At 51.5% G+C, this 19,584-nt stretch carries 16 protein-coding genes; 6 read left to right on the top strand and 10 right to left on the bottom strand.

Going from position 1 to position 19,584, the window contains the following annotated elements; all coding sequences use genetic code 11:
* Window positions 1–27: 27 nt before the first annotated feature.
* The 8 genes from IX84_RS24055 to IX84_RS24020 form a co-directional block, all read right to left on the bottom strand.
* On the bottom strand, window positions 28–801 hold the full coding sequence (locus IX84_RS24055) for a hypothetical protein (RefSeq protein WP_044226872.1): 774 nt from the start codon (window positions 799–801) through the stop codon (window positions 28–30).
* Window positions 802–957: 156 nt separating this feature from the next.
* Entirely contained in the window at window positions 958–2,226 is a 1,269-nt protein-coding gene (locus IX84_RS24050; RefSeq protein WP_044226870.1) for a hypothetical protein, read from the bottom strand.
* Window positions 2,227–2,310: 84 nt separating this feature from the next.
* Window positions 2,311–2,928 (bottom strand): response regulator, encoded by a 618-nt coding sequence (locus tag IX84_RS24045; protein ID WP_044226867.1) that lies wholly within the window; start codon window positions 2,926–2,928, stop codon window positions 2,311–2,313.
* Complete coding sequence (locus IX84_RS24040; RefSeq protein WP_044226863.1) at window positions 2,904–3,137, bottom strand: hypothetical protein; 234 nt, start codon at window positions 3,135–3,137, stop codon at window positions 2,904–2,906. Before IX84_RS24040 ends, IX84_RS24045 begins: the two co-directional genes overlap by 25 nt.
* A 3-nt stretch (window positions 3,138–3,140) precedes the next feature.
* A complete protein-coding gene (locus IX84_RS24035) occupies window positions 3,141–4,076 on the bottom strand; it encodes an alpha/beta hydrolase (RefSeq protein WP_044226860.1) in 936 nt (311 codons plus the stop codon).
* Window positions 4,073–5,371 (bottom strand): hypothetical protein, encoded by a 1,299-nt coding sequence (locus tag IX84_RS24030; protein WP_044226857.1) that lies wholly within the window; start codon window positions 5,369–5,371, stop codon window positions 4,073–4,075. The genes IX84_RS24035 and IX84_RS24030 overlap by 4 nt, the downstream gene beginning before the upstream one ends.
* A gap of 3 nt (window positions 5,372–5,374) precedes the next feature.
* A complete protein-coding gene (locus IX84_RS24025) occupies window positions 5,375–6,151 on the bottom strand; it encodes an outer membrane lipoprotein-sorting protein (protein ID WP_044226854.1) in 777 nt (258 codons plus the stop codon).
* 161 nt (window positions 6,152–6,312) lie between these two features.
* Window positions 6,313–8,583, bottom strand: coding sequence for an efflux RND transporter permease subunit (locus IX84_RS24020; RefSeq protein ID WP_081968920.1), 2,271 nt, complete (start codon window positions 8,581–8,583; stop codon window positions 6,313–6,315).
* Between the two features lie 180 nt (window positions 8,584–8,763).
* On the opposite strand from IX84_RS24020, the gene IX84_RS24015 reads away from it, so the two are divergent.
* Window positions 8,764–10,653: a sensor histidine kinase gene (locus IX84_RS24015; protein WP_044226848.1), complete on the top strand. Its 1,890-nt coding sequence runs from the start codon at window positions 8,764–8,766 to the stop codon at window positions 10,651–10,653.
* 256 nt (window positions 10,654–10,909) lie between these two features.
* The gene (locus tag IX84_RS24005; RefSeq protein ID WP_044226842.1) at window positions 10,910–11,158 is read left to right on the top strand and encodes a hypothetical protein; all 249 of its coding nucleotides are present in this window, start codon (window positions 10,910–10,912) and stop codon (window positions 11,156–11,158) included.
* 68 nt (window positions 11,159–11,226) lie between these two features.
* Here IX84_RS24005 and IX84_RS24000 read toward each other — a convergent pair whose 3' ends face one another.
* A complete protein-coding gene (locus tag IX84_RS24000) occupies window positions 11,227–12,375 on the bottom strand; it encodes a hypothetical protein (RefSeq protein WP_044226840.1) in 1,149 nt (382 codons plus the stop codon).
* Between the two features lie 192 nt (window positions 12,376–12,567).
* Between IX84_RS24000 and IX84_RS23995 the strand changes: the two genes are divergently transcribed.
* The 4 genes from IX84_RS23995 to IX84_RS23980 all read left to right on the top strand — a co-directional run bounded on the left by IX84_RS23995 (window position 12,568) and on the right by IX84_RS23980 (window position 18,617).
* Window positions 12,568–14,808 carry an alpha-L-fucosidase gene (locus tag IX84_RS23995; RefSeq protein ID WP_044226837.1) on the top strand — a complete coding sequence of 747 codons (2,241 nt, stop codon included), beginning with the start codon at window positions 12,568–12,570 and terminating at the stop codon, window positions 14,806–14,808.
* 240 nt (window positions 14,809–15,048) lie between these two features.
* A complete protein-coding gene (locus IX84_RS23990; protein WP_044226834.1) occupies window positions 15,049–15,528 on the top strand; it encodes a hypothetical protein in 480 nt (159 codons plus the stop codon).
* A complete protein-coding gene (locus IX84_RS23985; RefSeq protein WP_044226831.1) occupies window positions 15,525–18,209 on the top strand; it encodes a hypothetical protein in 2,685 nt (894 codons plus the stop codon). The genes IX84_RS23990 and IX84_RS23985 overlap by 4 nt, the downstream gene beginning before the upstream one ends.
* Window positions 18,210–18,230: 21 nt before the next feature.
* Window positions 18,231–18,617, top strand: coding sequence for a Dabb family protein (locus IX84_RS23980; protein ID WP_044226828.1), 387 nt, complete (start codon window positions 18,231–18,233; stop codon window positions 18,615–18,617).
* A 57-nt stretch (window positions 18,618–18,674) separates the two neighbouring features.
* Here the strand turns inward: IX84_RS23980 and IX84_RS23975 are convergent, their stop codons facing one another.
* Entirely contained in the window at window positions 18,675–19,583 is a 909-nt protein-coding gene (locus tag IX84_RS23975; RefSeq protein ID WP_044226825.1) for a T9SS type A sorting domain-containing protein, read from the bottom strand.
* Window position 19,584 lies beyond the last annotated feature (1 nt).

Below are 19,584 nucleotides of genomic sequence, written 5' to 3'. Positions count from 1 at the left end.
CCCTTCGGGGCGGGCTTTTTTCTGAGCTCAGAGCCGGTCTTCAGCCTTGCGTAAGTTAGTATGCCAGGCATGATTAGGTTGAATGTTTTCTTCCTCCTGAAGCCGGAGCAGGTGTTGAAGATCAGCCCTGCTGTTTACTTTTTTTAGCAAAGTAACCATTGTATTGATTTGAGGGCGCAATTTTCTGGTTTTCAGCTCCATAAACAGAGATGCCGCAGATGTATAGTCGGGAGCTTTCCCAATCAGCGTATTATAAGTGACGAGATTTCGGGAAATATTCCGGGCGGACATTTCCTCAAGAATTTTCTCCTTTTCTATTTCGGTATTGGCCTTGCTTAGCAAGGTATTGTAGGTTTGTATATTAGGGCTTACATCGTAACTGCTTAAATTACGTAGGATTAGCTGCCCTTCATTAACAGACGGGCTTAGCTTGATGAGCCCGTTGAGCGTGTAAGTGTTTGGATAGAAGCCCAGTACGGTCATTTCGTCTAGTAAAAGCAGCGCATCTTCCAGGCTGTTGGATTTGGATAGTAACACATTATAGGTTGTGGTATTGACAGGAGTATTGTGCTGCTCCTGGTAGCGCTGTATGGTTTGTTCCATCTGCTTTTTGGTCTCATGAAGCTGTAGGTGGGCGTTCAAAACATCAGTTACAGGCTGCGCACCGCGCTTGGAGTACTGTTCGAGTAAGCGGTCTGCACTTTTGATGGCTTCGCGCCGGGATAATTGCCGTTGTTTTATTGATGCCTTCAGCCCCCGCAGTTCCTGTACCCATTCTCTTACATTGATGCTTTTGTCCATAGTTGTTGGTTATGTTTTATTGTCTGTTGCCCTTTCCCCACTGTTACCCCGCCATACCTTGATAACGGGTATTTAATTCCACTTTAGAGTCCTTCATTTGACAGGCTTTAGCCTTCAAAATAAAGAAACTTTGTCTTACTCCAAATCCAGCCAAAATCACACCAACACCTCCCCAACCCGTACCCGCCACTTCGGAAACCCATCCACCAGCCCGGACTCACTGTTTTCATGGTTCACTTTGCTGAAAAGGAGGTCTTCATTTCGGGCATGGTCCAGATAGACCCGGCGGCCGTTTTCGCGGATGAAGTTGATTTCCCGCTCGATGAGCCGGAATTTATGCTGCAGGGAAGTCCCCGGGCGATCTATGCTCCAGATGTAGGTGGCGTGGCTATTAAGCAGCTCCCAGATGAAGTGGTCCATGGTTTCACCTTCCACGTGAAAGAGGAAGCCGAATTTGGGGCTGAGCGTAAACCGCAGCCCGGTGCCTTGGCTCTGAAGCTGGCCGGATAAGTACAGTAATTGCTTGCGGTTCCTGATTTTTTCGGACTCCAGCAGTTCTGTAAGCAAGTCTTTGTCGCTTTGGCGGATGGTGTTGCCCAGCTCTGCTTCGTCGAAGCCTTCGAAGTACTCCTCAGGGGTGAAAAGACTCTTTTCTACCGTGATTTTTTTGGGCTTGAAAATGGCATCTTCCAGTCGCAGCTTCCGAACAGTCGCAATGAACTTATCATTGATCTGACTGATTTCTTTCGATTGGCAGCGGATTTCAATGTGGTCCGCTTCATCAATTTCCAGGTAACCGTGCACTTCGATCTTTTTCTTCCCCAGCGCTTTGGCAAAAAAAGGCTTTACATGGTCAAATTCAGGCAGGATATTCGGATTCTCAATGGGGAGGGTCAGGGTTTGTTCCGGCAGCTCTTTTACCTGATGCTCCACCTCTACAGAGCCCATTTTGAAGACGGCTTTGTTCAGTGGATACTCAAAGTGCAGGTCAATACGGGTCTTTTGCTCTTCCGGCTCCGAAAAATCCACCCAATCCTCATCCGATGACCGGGTCATGCGCCAGGTTTTAGGGGATTCCAGAATGGGCTGGAATAACTGCTTGTTGTAAATATTCATCAGAGGTTCCAGCGTCTCCCACTGTAAGGGGCTGAACAACAGGTTCCGGAAAGGGAACTTAGCCTTTTGCCTGGCAAAAGCAGCCCGCTGCCCTTCTGTATCATAGTCCACGATTGCTACTTTCAGAAGAGACCGGCCGGCATCAAAGGAAAGCAGCCGGGCTTTCCAAAAGATTTCAGACCGCTCATTAAAGTTAAAGGTATTCTTTGGTGGGAAGTTGGTGTGCGCCCATGGAATACAGGCTTCCTTATTGTAGAAAACACCCTCATTGGTAATGCGAAGGATAATATGTTTTTCCGGTTTGCCCATTATTCAAATGTACTCAATCTCAGAACAAAAGCAATATAGCAACCAGTGGATTAATCAAAACTGTTAAGTCCAAAAAATTAGTTCTCACCCCTTCATCACCTCCTGTAGCTTATACAGCAGCTCCACCCGGTTGTGCACATCGAATTTGCCATACATATTTTTTAGATGGAACTTCACGGTATTGATACTGATAAAAAGAGCATCTGCTGTGGCTTGCGCATTTTTGCCCTTGTAGATGCACGAAAGCACCTCCTGTTCCCGGCGGCTTAGGGGGGCAGTCAGGGTGTTGTTGATGCGCTCCAGGTCAAGCTCCGGTGCCAGGGTTTTGGTGCGTTGAGACCAGGCAATTTCAATAGTGGAGTACAATTGCTCCCCGGTGAAGGGCTTGACGATGTACCCCAAAGGAGCCGTTTCTTTGACTTTCGCCAGGGTGCCGGCATCTGCGTAGGAGGTCAGAAAGATAAACGGGATGGCATACTTTTCCCGCAGGTAGGCGGCGATGTCCAGACCGCTGATTTGATCTTCCAGGTTGATATCCAGCAAAACCAGCTGCGGGCGCTCCGACTCAATAAGCGTAAGGGCGGGCCCGCCCCGGTGAGCGATACCGCAGACTTCATAGCCATTGAGCTGGCAAAGGTCGGCAATGTCCTCTGCAATCAGAGGCTCGTCTTCCACAATCAATATCCGAAGTTGGTCTTGCATAGGCGATACAGGCTTGCGGTACGGCGTTTACAATATTGAAATGCCCGGTTCCAAATATACGGTTTAGGATGAAGTTGCCGGATAATGGCTGTGGAGGTTCTCGCCTGCTCCTGTTCACGGATCAGTGTGTCCACTTCCTGCCAGGTGTTCTCCAGCTCGGCCAGTAGCATTTGCTCAAGGGTGTCGGGTGATAGTTGCGGGTGTTGCATGTTTTAGGGTGTTATAAAGTTTAGCACCTGCCGCCGAACGGTATCACAGCGAAGGTTGTGCCCCAGCCCGCTCGTAATGATGGGCTTTACATGCGGCAGGGCGTTCAGGATCGCTTTGGTCTCCTGATGGGGTACGACAATATCTTTTTCATCGGCTACCAGTAGTGTATTAGGCGGGCCGAGCTGCTGCAGGTGCTCAATGAGGCAAAAATAGCTCAGCGGCTTGCCAGTATATTTGGGGATCCATGCCCGCGTGTCCGAGAGTACGGTCTCAGATACGCCCAGGCAGCGGGCGAATTTGCTCATCAGCGCATCGCAGTTGGAAAAGGTACTCATGAGCACAAACTTCCCGATACGGACTTCACGGGCTTGCTCACTCGCACTGATCACCCCGGCCAGGCTCCCCATAGAGTGGGCCAGAACGGCATGCCAATGCGCACGCGAACGGATGAGCTGCCCGGCACAGCGGATGTAGTCTGGTACTGACAGGAAACGACCGGGCGATTGTCCGTGGCTTGGCGCATCCATCACGACGGCCTGATAGCCGGCGCGGCATAGTTCCTGTACATAGGGTGCCCAGCGTGCGCCGTTGCTGCACCAGCCGTGGAGTAGCAATACAGCCGGTCCCTGCCCAAAGGTGTAGGTGTAAAACCGGTGCTTGCCACAGCGGTGCTCCTGCCGTTGTCCACTTTCGTAAAATGCCCGGTCGGCAGCCCTGACTGGCCGGCGGACCGCCACCGAAAGGGCACCCATTGTCAGCCGGCAGCCGGCCTTGGAGTGCACCTGATGCACCGTATTAATGACCTGCCCCACCCGGTGGATGTAGGGAGGGAAAAAGCGGGCCGCCATAAGTTGGGTTTCATTGATAACTGGCGCCGAACCCGACTCCGTGGCCGGCAGCAGCTGATGGGTGGATAGGGATGTTGATGTTGTTTTCATAGGATGGGTCGAATTAGATGTAATGCAATTCTGCTGTTGGTCTTGAAATGCCCGAAAAAGCTCTGCCCGGATCCGCCGAGCCAGCCACCGCTAAGCTCCGCCCGCAGCGGTGCCCAGGCTTTGCAAATCAGCCGGGGCTCCAGGTAAAAGCCTTCGGCGCGGAATTCACCCACTGCCCGCAGGGCGGCTGACCAGTTATAGTTGATTTGCAATTCAGTATCTATCAGCAGAGCAGTTTGAAAAATGTGATCGATCTCGGTGGGCGCGTACGTTCCACTTTGGTGCGGAAAGACCTGCAGGAACTGCGCCACCAGCCTCAGGTGCCGTTCCGGATGCTCAAAGGCCCAGAAGCGGTCCGCTCCTAAGGAGCAGAAGGTGTACTGGTCGGGGGTGATTTCTCCGGTCTCGCCGATGCGTTTACTGTCCACAAAAGCCGCCTCCCCCCAGAGGTTCCACTCACCGGCCCAGGTGCCCAGATTCAGTGCACTGATCATCATGGGCTCGAAGTGGAGCTGCACTTCATAAGGTACCGGGCTCACCATCGGTTCCTGTAATTGTATTTGGCTCAGCGGAATATCGTTGTTGCCATACAGCCAGCTGCCGCGAACCTGCACCCGCCCCACTTCTGTGGAAAGGCTGCCGCTGAGCAGGGGCAGGCGTTTTTGGTAATGCGAAGTTGCGCCCTCATAGGCCATTGCCGCTTCACCACCCGGTACAGCCATGCGCTGTGGCAGATTTATCCAGCGGTTGTCTTCCAGGTAAAGGCGAGAGCGGTTATCGGGATGGAAAGCACGCAGCATTAGCTCCGTACGCCCTTTGCTGTAGCGTGCTTCCAGCCCCCAAAGCCCCAGCCGCTCTGCTTCCGTGTCCAGCACATCGTAGTAATCGTAGCGGTTGGCGAGATCCATTGCGCTGAATCCGGTCAGTGCGCCCCACTTGACCGTTTGCTTGCCGGCTTTGAGGAAGTAATGACCCTGACGGTAGTACACGTATGCCTCATTAGCCCACAGACGGTTGCGGCGGCGTTCGTCCGGGTTGACATTGGCGATCACCACTGCCCGCCCTTTCCAGTATTTGCCGTAGCTCACTTCGCCTTCCAGCTCTGCCCGTGCTTCCCCCTGCCAGCGGTACAGGCCAGCGGGGTTCTGACCGGGATAATACCGGCTTAGTACCCTGGCCTGCCCGTGGAGCGTGGTGGACCAGTTGTTGTCGGCTTCCTGGGCAACGGTGGTCGCCACAATTCCGAAAAGGTATAACCCCAGCAGGGTTTTAAGTATGTTTTTTAGGTGCCTCACGGATTAACGGGTTTCCATCCAGGTAGTCGAAAACATGGCCGCATCTACGCCAGCGTTGATCGCAAAGCCGCTGTACTGCACCTTTGTGGTATTGCCTGTCTGTACATTCTCCATTTTGATTTGATGTGCACGGTGGTGCCCGCCTGAGCCGACTGGCCGGATGTCTGTGGCGGTGTAGGTTTTCAGGTGTTCGCCTTTGTGGCCATAAAAGCGGGTCTGCACCATCAGGTGAGTAGCTTGGTCAATCCACAACAACCGTTTGCCGTATTGGGTACGCAGGCCCTCTCGGGGCAGCGCTTCGAGCTTGTAGGCTGATCGGCCGTTGATGGTTTCTTCCCCCAGCAGGGTATACTGATAGTCGTCGATGGGTTCTGAAAGGTGGCCGGAGAGGTCTTCGTAGGTGATCTCCGTGCCCATAAACCGGTCGGACTTTTTGCTGGGCGAAATGCGCTTACTCATGCGAAGGGCAGGCAGGTAAAGCCACTGCTCGTCATCTTTGCGCTCCTGCTGAATCGTTAGCGTTGCCGTGCCAGCCACGTCCTGCGGGTCTGTAAATTCCAGCAGCAGGTTGTAGGTGTAGTCGCCCTTGTCGGTGCGCAGGATGTACTGCTGCAGGGTGCGGGTCTGTTTTCTGCCCGACTTGCTAATATTGGTGTATGTCAGCTGCCCGGTGAGGTCCTGCACAGCAGTAGCCTGACGGTGGGCTTCCATGATAGCCGCAGCATCGGGCAGTAGAGGTGCGGAAAACAGGGTTACAATCAAAGTGAATGCCAAAATCATCGTATCGAATTTTTGGGGATTGAAAAATGAGGTTATGCTCGGAACGGAGAGGTTTGGGCGTTAGGCACAAACCCGACGCACGAGTGTATGCCGACCCGCCTGCCTTGGCATGTCGGGCAGGCACGAAGTCATGTTTGGTCCCAAACTACTTCGTCGTCGGTTTATGCAAATTCGGGGGTAGCCAGTTGCCGTTCTTTTTGCGTAAGCAGGGCAGGGTACAGCACCATGGTGTTCAGAAATATGAGCAGCATGGACAGGGCCAGCAGCCAGCCAAAGTGCTGTACCGGCAGGAAGCCTGAAAACGACAGCACGCTGAAGCCAGCGATATTGGAAGCGGCATCGTAAGCAATGGCCTGCCCGGTGTGGAGGCTGTTATGAGTGATAGCTTCATCTGCCGGCATTTCCTCCCGGTCACGGAAGTAGCCCACCAGGTAGTGCACAGCAAAATCCACGCCTATGCCCACAATCATGGCGGTAAGCAGGGCAGTGCTAATACCCAGCCGTATGCCGATTACGCCCATCAGCCCAAAGACCATCAGCAGAGAAACGGTAATGGGTAACAGCGCCATCAGGCTCTTGGGCAGGGACCGGAAAATGATCAGGCAGCTGAGAAAAACGATCAGCAGGGCAAGGATGATGTTCTGTACCTTCCCCTCCACGATGTAGGTGCCGAGGGCGATGCGGTGCATGACGTCTCCGCCAAATGTCAGAGGCGTATTCCCTTCCGGGAAAAAGCGGGCTGCATCACGCTGTATATCTTCGTAAAGCGCCTGATGCACTTCGGGGTCTGATGATTTCAGGAAGACCTGAATGCGGGCCTGATTATCGTCTTCGGAGCGGAGCGCAAAGACCTCGCCCGGGGTGGCTGACATCTCGTGGAGCATCAGGTACTGTGCAATTTCGGAGCTGCCGGGCAGGGCATCGGTTTCCCCGTTTAGGTTGGTACTTAAGTGATGTACTACATCCCGGTAGGAGTAGGTATGCCCGACTTCTTCGTAATCCATGAGGTAATCCTGAAAGCCGTTCAGGTTACGGAAAAAGGCTTCGTCTTTAATGCCGCCGTAGGCCGTGGCATCCACCACGATATCCATAGTGCGTACCCCGCTGAGTTTGTCGTTGAAGGTCTCCGCCGCAACACGCCCCTGATGGGATTTAGGGAAGAACTTCAGGTAGTCATCTCCGATTTTCACCTGCCCGATGAAGTAAACCGCACCGGCAATGAGCAGTAAATAGGCCACTGTAATAGCGCGCCGGTGCCCCTGTGCCATTTGCGTAAGCGAACGCAGGAAGCGCTGTAGCCCGGCTGATTGGTAAGCTTTGCCCGCAGGCGGCTTCAGCAGTGCGCATACTGCCGGCAGAAAAGTCAGGCAAATCACCGTGGCTAATAAAAAGCCAACGGAGCCGATAATACCAAACTCCCGCAGGGAGGTGATTTTGAAAATCAGAAGGCTTGCGGAGCCCAGAGCTGATGTCAGCCCGGTAATCAGGATAGGCAATCCGATTTTTTGCAGGGTGGCTTCCGCCAAAGCAGGGCCGGTACTGTGCTGATCCGCCAGCCGGTAGTAAGCATTCATGAAGTGGATGGCGTAGGAAGAGGCCACCGCTACCATAATCACCGGCAGGGCATTGGAGACCACGGTGACCGGCAGCCCGGCGTAGCCCATGAAACCCATCGTCCACAGTATGCTCATGATGACCATGCCCACCGGTAGCAGCACGCCCGGTAGCCTCCGGAAGGAGATGTAGAAGCCAATGAAGATCAGCACAATGGCAATGGGTATGAAGCGGCGGGAATCGCCACTGATTCCACGCTGCACATCTTCTACCAGGATCGGCGCTCCGGTAATGTGGATGCGTTCCGGGCCCGCATAGTGATCCGCGAGCTCCGAAACAGCATCATACACCGTACCTCCCTCGAAGCCCTCTTCAAGGGCAGCTGCAATAACCGTGAGGGATTCGTCGGCACTAACCAGCCGGTCAAGGACCATGGCATTGCCTGCCACATCTGCTTTGAGTTGCTGCCAGGCGGCTTCATCGGCCGGCAGCTCATCCAGAAATCCGCCGGTTTCCAGCCCCCAGTCCCGATGACTGACGTTGGAGAGGGTTGCCAGGCTTACGATTTCATCAGAAAGCACATGGGGAACCTTCGCCAACTCATTGGAAATATCGATGATCTTTTGGGCGGCCTCCGGAGAGTATACGGATCCGGTTTCGAGCCCGATCAGCACGATGCTTCGTTCTCCGAATGTTGCTTTGGCGGCTTCAATGCCCTGATTGATGGGATCATCGGCAGGAAGTTCACCGTCGAAGCTGTTGCGGGTTTCCAGTTGGTTCAGTCCCCCTGCCATTAACAAGGTGATGGCGAAAAGCGCCAGTAAAGTCGTCTTTGGACGGGTGTAACTCAATCGCAGGAGTGGTTGGAATATATGCATGGTTTTGGGTGTAAAAGGTTTGGTATCAGAATACGTCTGCAAGCTACAGGGATATCCCCGGCAGGAAGCTACCCGTTCGGATAGTTTTGAGAGAAGAGCGTGCAAGCTGAGGAGATATGCCCTATCTTCATGGGGTGATTTTGATTTCCAAACCCTCTATAAACTGGAAACCGACCTCCGATGAAAAAACAATTGTTTCTGATGCTTTGCCTCGTTGTTGTGGCTGTTCTGCATGCTCAGAAAAGCGAAGTGCAGCTTACCATTGACTCCTTATTAAACGAAGCCTGGGCACAGGCCCGGTCGCAGCCAGGAGAGAGCCTTCGTATCCTCGGGGATATCGAAAGTTTTTACACGGCAGACAGCAGCCGTTATAAAGAGGACGTGGTTTGGTATTACTATGGTATCTTCAACAAGAACCTGAACCGGTTTGAAGAGAGCAAGGCTTATTTCAATCGTTACGAGGCTTTTCATCGGGCTGCCAAACATCCCCGGCTGGTAGCTGCCGTCAATATGGCTAAGGCCAATTTGTATTCTGATATGGGGGATTTCTCGAAAAGCATGGAGGCCGTCCTTGAAGCTTACCGCGCCTACGAATCCATACAGGATACAGTTGGAATCCTGGATACAGGTAATAAGCTGGGACACCTGTACAGCGAGGCAGACCGTATGGAGGACGCCATCATTACCTTAAATGAGACTCTAGCCTTGGCTCAATTCTCTGGTAATCTGTTACAGGAACAGATTGCTTACACCAACCTGGGAGTTGCTTATGAAAACAAGGGTGATTTTACAGCAGCCTACACTCACTACGAACGGGCTTACCAAATCGGCGAGGCCACAGAGGGCGACTATGACAAAGTCCTCAACCGCTACAATATGGCGCACATTCTTACCCGAATGGACAAGTGGGAAGCTGCAGCTCCTTACGCTGAAGCCTGCGCCCGCCTCGCTGATTCCATCAATGTACCCGACCTGAGTGCGGCCAGCCGCCGGCTGCTGGCTGATTTCTTAATTGAGGAGGGGGAGTATGAACGCGGCATTAGTATGTTGTTGCCACAAACGGATTCCACATACTCCATGGGGCTCAAAGACCGGGCTGAAGCCTACGAACTGCTGATCAAAGCCTATCGGCAGACTGGGGATTACCGCCGTGGCTTTGAAGCGCTGGAGCAATTCAAAACGCTGAGCGACAGCGTTACGGGCATCGAGCGGCTCAACCGTATCAATGAGCTGTCTGCGCAGTACGAGACGGAAAAAAAGCAACAGCAAATTGCTATGCTGGACCTGGAGAACCAAACCGCCAGAGCCGTCATCAGCCAGAAAAACCGGACGATCACCATTGGGATTGTTGGCTTAGTGCTTATCACCGGGCTGAGTATCTTCCTCTATGGGCTGTACCGCAAGTACCGCCGTCAGCAGGAGCAACTGGCGGTTGCACTGGAAGAGAAAGAGTACCTTATTAAGGAAATTCACCACCGGGTAAAAAACAACCTTCAAATCATCTCCAGCCTTCTGCAGTTGCAGGCCCGCTATATCGAGGAGCCCTCCGCCCTGGAAGCTCTGAGCGACGGGGAAAACCGGGTACGCTCAATGTCGATTATCCATCATCACTTATATACTGGAGAAAACCTGAGCCAGGTCAACCTGCCAGAGTATGTTGCCAATCTCTGCAGCAACCTGGAGGCTTCCTACCGGCCTAGAGATAAGACCATTATGCTGCACCAGGAAGTGCCCAACCTACTGCTGGATGTCTCTGTGATGATTCCGCTCGGCCTGATTCTTAATGAACTCCTGACTAATGCTTACAAGTATGCCTTTGAGGGATTACAAAAGGGTAATATCTGGGTCAGCATTGAAGAAACGGGTGGGCGCCTGCTCGTTGAAGTGAAGGATGATGGTGTGGGCATGCACCCGGAAACGGTTCAGAAAGGCTTCGGTTCCCGCCTTATCCGGGCTTTTTTGCGGAAACTGGAAGCGGAAATGGAAAGCAGTCAGCCTGAGAAGGGCACAGAAATTCGGATTTTCATATCACAGTATCTTAAGAATAGTGTGCTGCAGCCCACAGGGTGAATCAGTACGGAAATGGTCATGCTCAAGGAATAAAATAGTGCAGATTAATAAACCAAATGCCTGGATAACAGGTCATTAATTCGGGCATGAGGTCTTCTTGTATGCCTTTATCTTTTTTACTGTATATTGCTGAGAGTTGATCTGAAAAGTGCACAGTGTTTTGCTGTAAATGTTTTGTAAAGGCAACCCAGTGCTGTTCAATGATTGGATAACCTGGGCTGGATATTTCCCATTTCAACGCTAAAAAGGTTAAATTATGGCTAAACCAAAACTAACGGATCTATCCAAAGAAGAGTTGACGAAGAAAGAAAAAGGCCTGAAAACGATGATCGGTATTTTTATCCCGATTATTGTTGCGCTATTTTATTCCGTCACCCGAGATTATATGAATGGAGAAGACTTAAATTGGCCCATCCTGACTATCGCTATTTGCTCGCTGGCCGGGCCCCTGACTTATTATTCCGAATTGAAAGCGGTCCGGGAAGAGTTATTGGCGAGGGGCTGAATCGGGAGCAAGGTAAGGCAGTTGGTCTCAGGCGGCGGCCGTGCCATCGCCGCCTGAGCGGTCAGTGTCTACGGGAATTCAACTCCGTAGTAGTCTTTGACGAAGTTACGAGCGTCTGTTCGGTTATCCAGGAACGTATTGCAAGCCTTAATCGCCAGGTCAATGGCAGCCTGATCTGCAAAATTGCCGTTTGGCATTGGTGCCCCGGTCAAAGTTTCGTATTGTTCTGCGAACCAGTTGGGTACGGGCTGATAGGGCAGATCCGGAGCAGAGGCATAGCCATTTTCGCGCATACGTTCTACTAATTCAAACATGGTATTGACGGTAGATTCGTCAAAATCGGAAGTATTGGGATTATCGCCCGGTTTTTTGGCGTCCGGGTGATTGAAGTACCGGCCACGAAGCTGGTCTTCCTGCGCCTCATCGGGATGGTGGAGGGTGAGGAACAGCCAGGCCAGATTGTCTCTGATACCCCGGTTGGCGATGGATCCGGAATTTTCAGCATCCAGAAAAGAGGCATAGTCATGCATGATGTACAGCGTTTGGAGTAATATTTGGAGGATTTGGGCATTTTTAGACGGAGGGGTGATTTCGGAAACCAGGTAACTGATTTCCGCCGCTTCATTGAACCATTCAGCGCGCATATCTTTTCCATCGCTGCCTTTGAAAAGGCTCGCCCAACTGTACACCCGGCGGTCGATGGTCGTCATGGAAGAACCACTGATCCCTCCGGCGGGGGGATTGTCTGTAATGATTAGCCGCCGGGCGTTTTGGGACAGCATGGCAAATACGGCTTCGGAAACTGATTTTACCACTTCATTAGAGTGGTTGACAGTGGTCAGCAGCAACCGGGCTGTATTGGGATCATTGCTGACTTTAAATTGAAAACCAGGGTCTTGCAATAAAGTGAGGCGTTCCTGTATCAGGTTTTCGGGGACCTGAGCAGCAGACAGCTCCTGAGTAATATTGTCCAATAATGCCGGGTCATCAAATCCTTCAAAGGTAGGATTCTCCAGAGAAGTTGAAACCGTCCACCCGCCATGGAGCATTGAGTTGCTGATTTTGTCGGTGAGGTCAGGGGCAGCAGGCTGATGAGGTGCCCATTTGCTCCAGATAGCGGGCCCGGTGGGGGACGCGGTTTCTTCATCTTTAGTACAGGAGGACAGGGTGGAAAGGCTTAGGATCAGCGCCATACAAGGGTAAAGCAAGTTTTTCATAGCTAATCGTTTTTGGTGTTAACAGGAAGGGCAGCGCCCTTTTTATATGAAAATAGACTCCTTTTAATTACTTTATGTTTCTGTCGGTCAGAAGCTTAACGCATTTTTAAAATTTTCCTTAGCATTTTCTTAAAGGAGGGATGGTCTGATGCTTTGAAAGCGGTATCTTCAAGGTAGAATACAAAAGCGTCTATGTCACGACTATTACTCCCTTTACTGGCCTTGAGCTGGCTTGGAGCTTGCACCCCAAGTGACCCTACAGACTTGTTGATGCCCACTGCAAGCACTATCGAAGTTGACTCCGATGATACGCCTGATTCCATCCTTCTGAAAGCTGCCCATGTGGTGCCTACGCCCAATCAGTGCGCTGCTCTGCGCAATGAGTTCATCGCCTTTATCCACTTTGGCCCCAATACCTTTACCCGGATGGAGTGGGGGACGGGAATGGAAGATCCACAGATTTTCGACCTCAAAAATCTGGATACCGACCAATGGTGCAGGGCTATGAAGGCAGCTGGTATGAAACGGGTCATTTTTACCGCGAAGCACCACGATGGATTTTGTCTTTGGCAAACGCGGTACACCTCGCACGGTATTATGTCCTCGCCTTTTGAAGAGGGGAAGGGAGATGTGATGCGGGCCCTTGCTGAGTCCTGCCGCAAATACGATCTGCAGCTTGGCGTTTATCTATCTCCAGCCGACCTTTACCAGATTGAACATCCGGAAGGTTTGTATGGCAACCTGAGTAAGGCAACCGAGCGGGTGATTCCCCGGCCAGTCCCGGGGCGGCCCTTTCAGGATACCACTACATTCAGGTTTAAAGTGGACGACTACAACGAATATTTTCTCAATCAGCTTTTTGAGCTACTGACCGAGTACGGTCCTATCCATGAGGTATGGCTGGATGGCGCCCACCCGAAGCGCAAAGGCGGGCAGCAGTACGATTACCTGGCGTGGAAGGAACTAATTCAACAACTGGCACCGGAAGCGGTGGTCTTTGGCCGGCAGGACGTGCGCTGGTGTGGGAATGAAGCCGGGAAAACCCGCAATACGGAGTGGAACATCATACCCTACGAAGAAGATCCCCGCCAAATGAACCACTTCAGCGACCTGACCGCAGAAGCCATTGGTGAACGGGAGCAATTGGCGAAAGGGCGGTACCTGCATTACCAAATGGCGGAGACGAACACCTCCATCCGCGAAGGCTGGTTTTTCCGGGATGATACGAAACAGCGGGTACGCAGCGCAGATGATGTGTACGATATGTACGAACGTTCTGTGGGCGGTAATTCTGTCTTCCTGCTGAATATCCCCCCTAACCGGGAAGGGCGGTTCTCTGATGAGGATGTGGCTGTGCTCGAAGAAGTTGGGAAGCGGATTCAGGAAACGTATGGAGCGGATCTCCTGGAGGGGGCTTCAGGTCCGGCAGAGGTGCTGGATAATGACCCTGCGACTTTCCACTTGCTTACCAAAGGCGATAGCGCCATCATCCTCGAAGCCCCCGAACCCATAACTGCCAACCGGTTCCGCATTCAGGAAGCGATTACCACGCATAGCGAAAGAGTGGAGGCTCATGCCCTGTATGCCTGGCAGAATGGACAATGGGAACACCTCGCAGCAGCCAGCAATATTGGTTATCAGCGAATCCTGCGGTTTCCGGAGGTGACTGCGCAGCGGTTTAAGCTTGTCGTATCGGCCTGGCGGCTACCACCAGCTATTGCGACGATTTCCGCTCATTACTACCGGCCTCGCCTGCCACAGCTGGTTATCAGCAGGGACAGCACGGGGCAAGTCCACATCCATCCAAAGCAGCACGATTTTGGGTGGAAGCCTCACGGGGAAGATGTAGTGGGCAACCTCAACCGGGGATATGCCATTCACTATACCACTGACGGATCCACGCCTGGTGAAGAAGCGCTTCGGTATTCCTCGCCTTTTATGCAACCTTCAGGGTTGGTGAAAGCGCGGGCAATCGCAGCCCGGGAGCAGGGGAGTGTAGCTGCCGCTGTGTTTGGACTGCTCAAAACGGATTGGACGGTCCTCCGCGCCGATAGTAAGGAAGTCGGCTATGAAGCCGCCCTGGCTTTTGATGGTGACCCAAAAACTTCCTGGTGCCCGGAGCCCTCCCCTGAGCCCCACTACCTGACGATTGATCTGGGTCGTGAGCATACCCTGACTGGTTTTGCCTACACTCCGCCAGCCGACAGAAGCCTTAGCAAGCTGGAAGGCGGGCAGGTGGAAACCAGCCTCGATGGCAGGTACTTCATGCCGGGAGAAACTTTCCGGTTTGGGAACCTGATGAATGATCCGACTCAGCGGATGCACTACTTCAAGGAACCTGTGAAAGCCCGGTACTTAACCCTCCGCGTGCATCAGGCAACTGATGGCGGGCGGGCGGCTTGTATGGCAGAAATTGATATCCTGGCGGATTAATTTGTGTACATAAAAAATTGCACTACTTGAATAGCCTGGCAGCATTCGTGGATAAGCTGGAGCAGAGCGGGAAGCTCTACCCCAGCAACTATCGCGCTTAAGCAGAGGGTTGCCCCCCTGGTATTGATAGCCGGTAGTCAATTTCTGTTTTGTGCAACTTGTTACACAGTTTCCAGGGGTGGTGCAAAGCGAAAATATTTTCCATTTGCCAAACTCTGGCAAAAGCAATACTTTACTCTTATGAAACCACCACTATCTTCATTGGCTGAAATACGCCAACTGGCCAAATCAGGCGATTTAACTGCTGCTTTTAAAATGTTGAGCCAGGCTGAGGTCCCCGAACGCCTGGAGGCCCACCGGGACACCATCGTCCATAACTTTTTTGCCAATGAGCAATCCTGGAAGACCGGTACGGTTTCCGTAGAGGACTATAACGTACAACAGGCCCGGTCTGCCCGTGCGCTTTTTGATCTGATCGACCAGATTGGAGAAGGGCCAGCGGTGCGCAGGCGTCGAGGTAAGTGGATGTGGGCTGCGGCTGGCCTGCTGATCCTCCTGTTCCTTGGAAGCCTTTGGGCTTATAACCTGAAGACAGACAAAGAAGAACCCGCCGTGAAAGCTGTTACGCACGGTAACCAAAGCCCGGTAGTGACGGGTGATAATGCCACGCTGAACTTCCAAAACACCACTGTTCAGGACTCTTCAAGCCATCAGGAATGAAACGAACCTTACTATCCACTTTTACCCTGCTCGTGGCCTTTTCTTTGTACGGTCAGGAAAACACGGCAACCTACGGTGATCAAAGCCCGGTTGTTTTTGCTACGCAAAGCGCCCTGCGCTATCACAATGAAGTAGCCGTAAATGAGCCCATCCCTGAGGATCTCATTCCGCTGCTTGCCGGCCTGCTGATAACCAATAAGGTAGACCAGAAAAAAAGCGATGAAGCGATCGCAGCCTGGATATCGAGGTACAATCAATTGGCCGGGACGATCAGCGAATTAGGAGATACCCAACGGGCTCAGCGGGCCAGGGCAGCACTTGAGCAAGGCGATTTCCTTGAGGTCGAGTCCTTGCTGGGGATATTTCCGGAACAAGGACAGGTCCGTTCCTATTTCCCAAATGCTTTCGGCAGTTCGGTCAGCACACAGGGGAATCAAAGCCCGGTGGTGTATGCGGAGGTAGCGGAAATATCCTACGTTATGAAAAAAGTGATCCACTACCATCTGCCGGAGCAGTTGTCGGTGGAATTGCTGCGTGAGCTTAAGTTTTCCAGGCAAAAGAACAAACAGCTAACCGGAGTCATCGAAATGCGCGATGAGGCGATTGCCCGGTGGGTCAACAAGTACCGGGAGGTGGAAAAACTACTGGCCAATAGCCCGGATACGCTTACCGCAAGAGCACAGCAGTACTTTGCACAGGGTAAACTGGATAGCACCTTATTGGTCCTTAGTGAACTGGAGGGCACCAAAAAACAAGTAGCTAAGGGCTGCTATCTGCAGGCCCGGATCATGATGCTGCGGTTCAGCCCGGCCCACTTTGACTCCCTGAATGCCGAAATAGGCAAATTGCTCCGGCAATCGGTTACCTTGCAGGAGGATGTGGAGGTGATGCTGCATTATGGGCGTTTTCTGGCAGAGAGTGTCAACGATTATTACAACGCCAACCTTGTGCTGACTCGAACGAAGCGTATTGCTTCGGATACATTAACGCTGTTGCAAATTGAGAGTGAACTGGGTTTTGTGCAGGGTGGCCTGCAAAATACAAGTGCTATGGAAGCTCATGCCCTGGAAGCTCTCAGGCTGTGTGATGCCTATCAGGATCAGCGAGACACGATTTTGTTGAGTATAAGGAACCAGGCTTACGGTTTTTTGGCAAACGCCTATTTCCAAAAAGGAGTGAATACCCAAGGCAATCTTCAGGATAAGGCTGGCTTCAGCCAGGCCCAGGAAAAAATCCGGCAGGCCATCCATTATGACTCCTTGTGCCTTGCCGTTCAGGATACTCTGGACAGGCTCATGCAATCCCCTGCACTATGGCGACTGCCTAACCGGTTTATACTGCTGTCCAATCTGGCCTTAAGGGTCCCCACCGTAGCACCTTTCGCAGAAGCCGATATCGTCTATCAAGAGGTGTTAGGTTACATGCGTGAACATTATGGTCAAAGTCCGCTTAATCTGGTATGGTACTACGCCCAAACATTGCTTAGGTACGGTGGCTTTCTGTTTACGGCGGGACATACTGAACGGGCTGCCCGGGCCTATGAGGAAGCTGCGGAACTGACATCTTACTTTCAGCCTGATCAAAATATATCTTCTTACGGTGCACTTCGCATGGTTTATTCCAGCCTTGTTGGCATACGGCTTTTCAATCATCAGCCTGGGCATGCGCTTTCGGAAACAAATGGTCTTATCGCACGCCTTGATGATTATATTGAAACTGGTATTTACGATGGAGGCAACCTTAGAGCTGAACTTCAACAATTCGCATCGTATCTTGCTTTTCGGACCGGGCAATACACTGAAGGTATAGCCCATGCAGAAGGAGCCTTAAAATTGTTGGAGGCACAACCGGCCCCCAGTGTGCAATTGTTGCAGGGGTACCTTTCCGGGCTCAACCTGATCGCTTTCTTCGGGGCCATGAATGCGATAGGGAGCAAGGACTTAGAAGCTGCTTATCGAATTTTAGATCGTAGCAGCGCTCTGGTAGATCGCACCAATGGTTTGCACCCTCAGGTTCAGCAGCTGGTAAAAGGACAGTTGCTGACCATTGATATTTTCAGGGCAAGAGTGGCCCTGGAACTCGGAGAACTGTCGCGCGCCAAAGGTTACCTCAATTTGGTCCGTGCAGAAGTGGAAGGTTTGTTTTTCCAAAATCCTGCAAATTTCCAGCCTTTGAGCTATCAAATGCATTTAACAGATGCAGAGTTAAAAAAGAAAATGGGGTATCCGGATGCCGCAATGGAGGTACTGGTTGCGGCTATTAGGAATCATTACCAAAATTCACCTCAGGCTTACCGCTCTTCCGTAATACATTATTACCTCCTTTCCCTGACCGGCTTGCTGAAGCTGCAAGAAGGCAGCAAAGAAGACCGGGCAGAGTGGGCAGAAGCACTCAATGAGGTGGTCAAATCTTTCCATCTGACTTCTTCGGAAATTCAGCTTTTCAACCAAATGGGAAGTATGGCGCTGGACATTAACCGCTTGTACCGGTGTGAAGGCATGATTGAACTGGCTGAATACTACCTTGGGCTTCCCAGAAAAAAACGCCCGGACGTGACGGATATTCGTTTTCTTATCAGGGAAACGGAAGCTTTGTTGGCAGAGGACTATAAGGATTACCGGTCTCAAAAAATAAGACAACAATTACGGGAACTGAAAGCTTCCTGCAATTGCGGACTTTAGAAATACTATAAAATCAGCTTGATGAAAACCTATATTTTATCCTGTATTGTCCTGTTGACGGTGCTGTCCTCCTGCACGTCCACAAAACTTCCCCGCCCCATTTCGGGCGACTTTGCCCATATCGTCCTGTTCTGGATGGAAGGGCAGAGTGAAGCGGCCAAAGCCACCTTCCGCAAGGATATGGAGGATTTTATCAGATCTTCTGCTTACGCTCAGAGCATGCATATCGGTACGCCTGCCGGCACAGACCGGGCAGTAGTGGACAATTCCTATGACTTTTGCCTGATTGTTACGTTTGCATCTAAGATTGAGCATGACCAATATCAAAAGGAACAGGTACACCTTGACTTTATTGAAAAGACGAAGGGGTTGTGGAGCAAACTGCAGATTTATGATTCGGTGAGATAACAACTGGCTTTTTTGATTAAGCCGTCAATCAGAATTTCACAGAATTGGTCAAGTCCTTTATCTGGCTATCAATAATTTACCTGTCTCGACGGATTGATGCTTAACCATTATTTTCCAGAAATAGATGCCTTCAGGTAAGTTATCCAGTCTTGCAATGGATGCTGTAGATCCGGAGCGCAACTGTTCACGCTGGACTTCTTTACCAACGGCATCCACTAATATCCATTCTGCGGTTTCATTGAAATGATTAGGATAGCTGCTCACTATGTTGATTTGAGCAGAGGCCGGGTTCGGGAAAATCCGGTAAGCCACTTCCTTAGGTTTTGAGTCATGGGTAGAAGTTGGCATGCATCCCGTTGAGCTTCCATATAACAAGCCTTCAACTGGGTCTGAATAGCAGGTCAGCTCGTCCCATACGAAAGGATCACTAACGTAAAAAAAGGATGGGCTGATAAACATTCTGCAGTTGGGGTTTACGCCACCGAAGCCCTCATAGAGTAGTATATTGTCCACCCACTCGTTGATATTTACCCGTCTGAGTGGTCCATCTTTTTCCGTCACTGTTACAGTTAAAGTGTCGATATCGTTACCTGTCCAGTACTTAGGCACTTCAATTTGCCATGATTCGCCCACATTCTTTTCAAAGTCCATTACAAGCTTGAAATCTGCTGAATCTCTGTCGTATCGGTAAATCTGATGCCCATCCTGGTGCACAATTAAGTTAGGGAGCGGGCTTGAGGTAGCCCACCAGTCCTGTTCAGGAATAATGGTGCAGTACTTACCCTGTATGATGGTATCTTCAGTCACTTTAGCTGTGTAGGAAAATGGGTATCCCGGTGCACAGGGGAACCAGGCGGGCGAACATTGAACATAGCCTCCCCACTCAGCACCTAATGCACAAAAGGGGACTTGTCCAAGCACAGCCGATGAGATGAAGAAACTGAAGATTAGCAGGAGCGGTTTCATT

It is taken from the genome of Phaeodactylibacter xiamenensis, from assembly GCF_000759025.1.
In the GTDB taxonomy this organism is placed as follows: domain Bacteria; phylum Bacteroidota; class Bacteroidia; order Chitinophagales; family Saprospiraceae; genus Phaeodactylibacter; species Phaeodactylibacter xiamenensis.
This window is presented reverse-complemented; position numbering and strand designations above follow the sequence as displayed.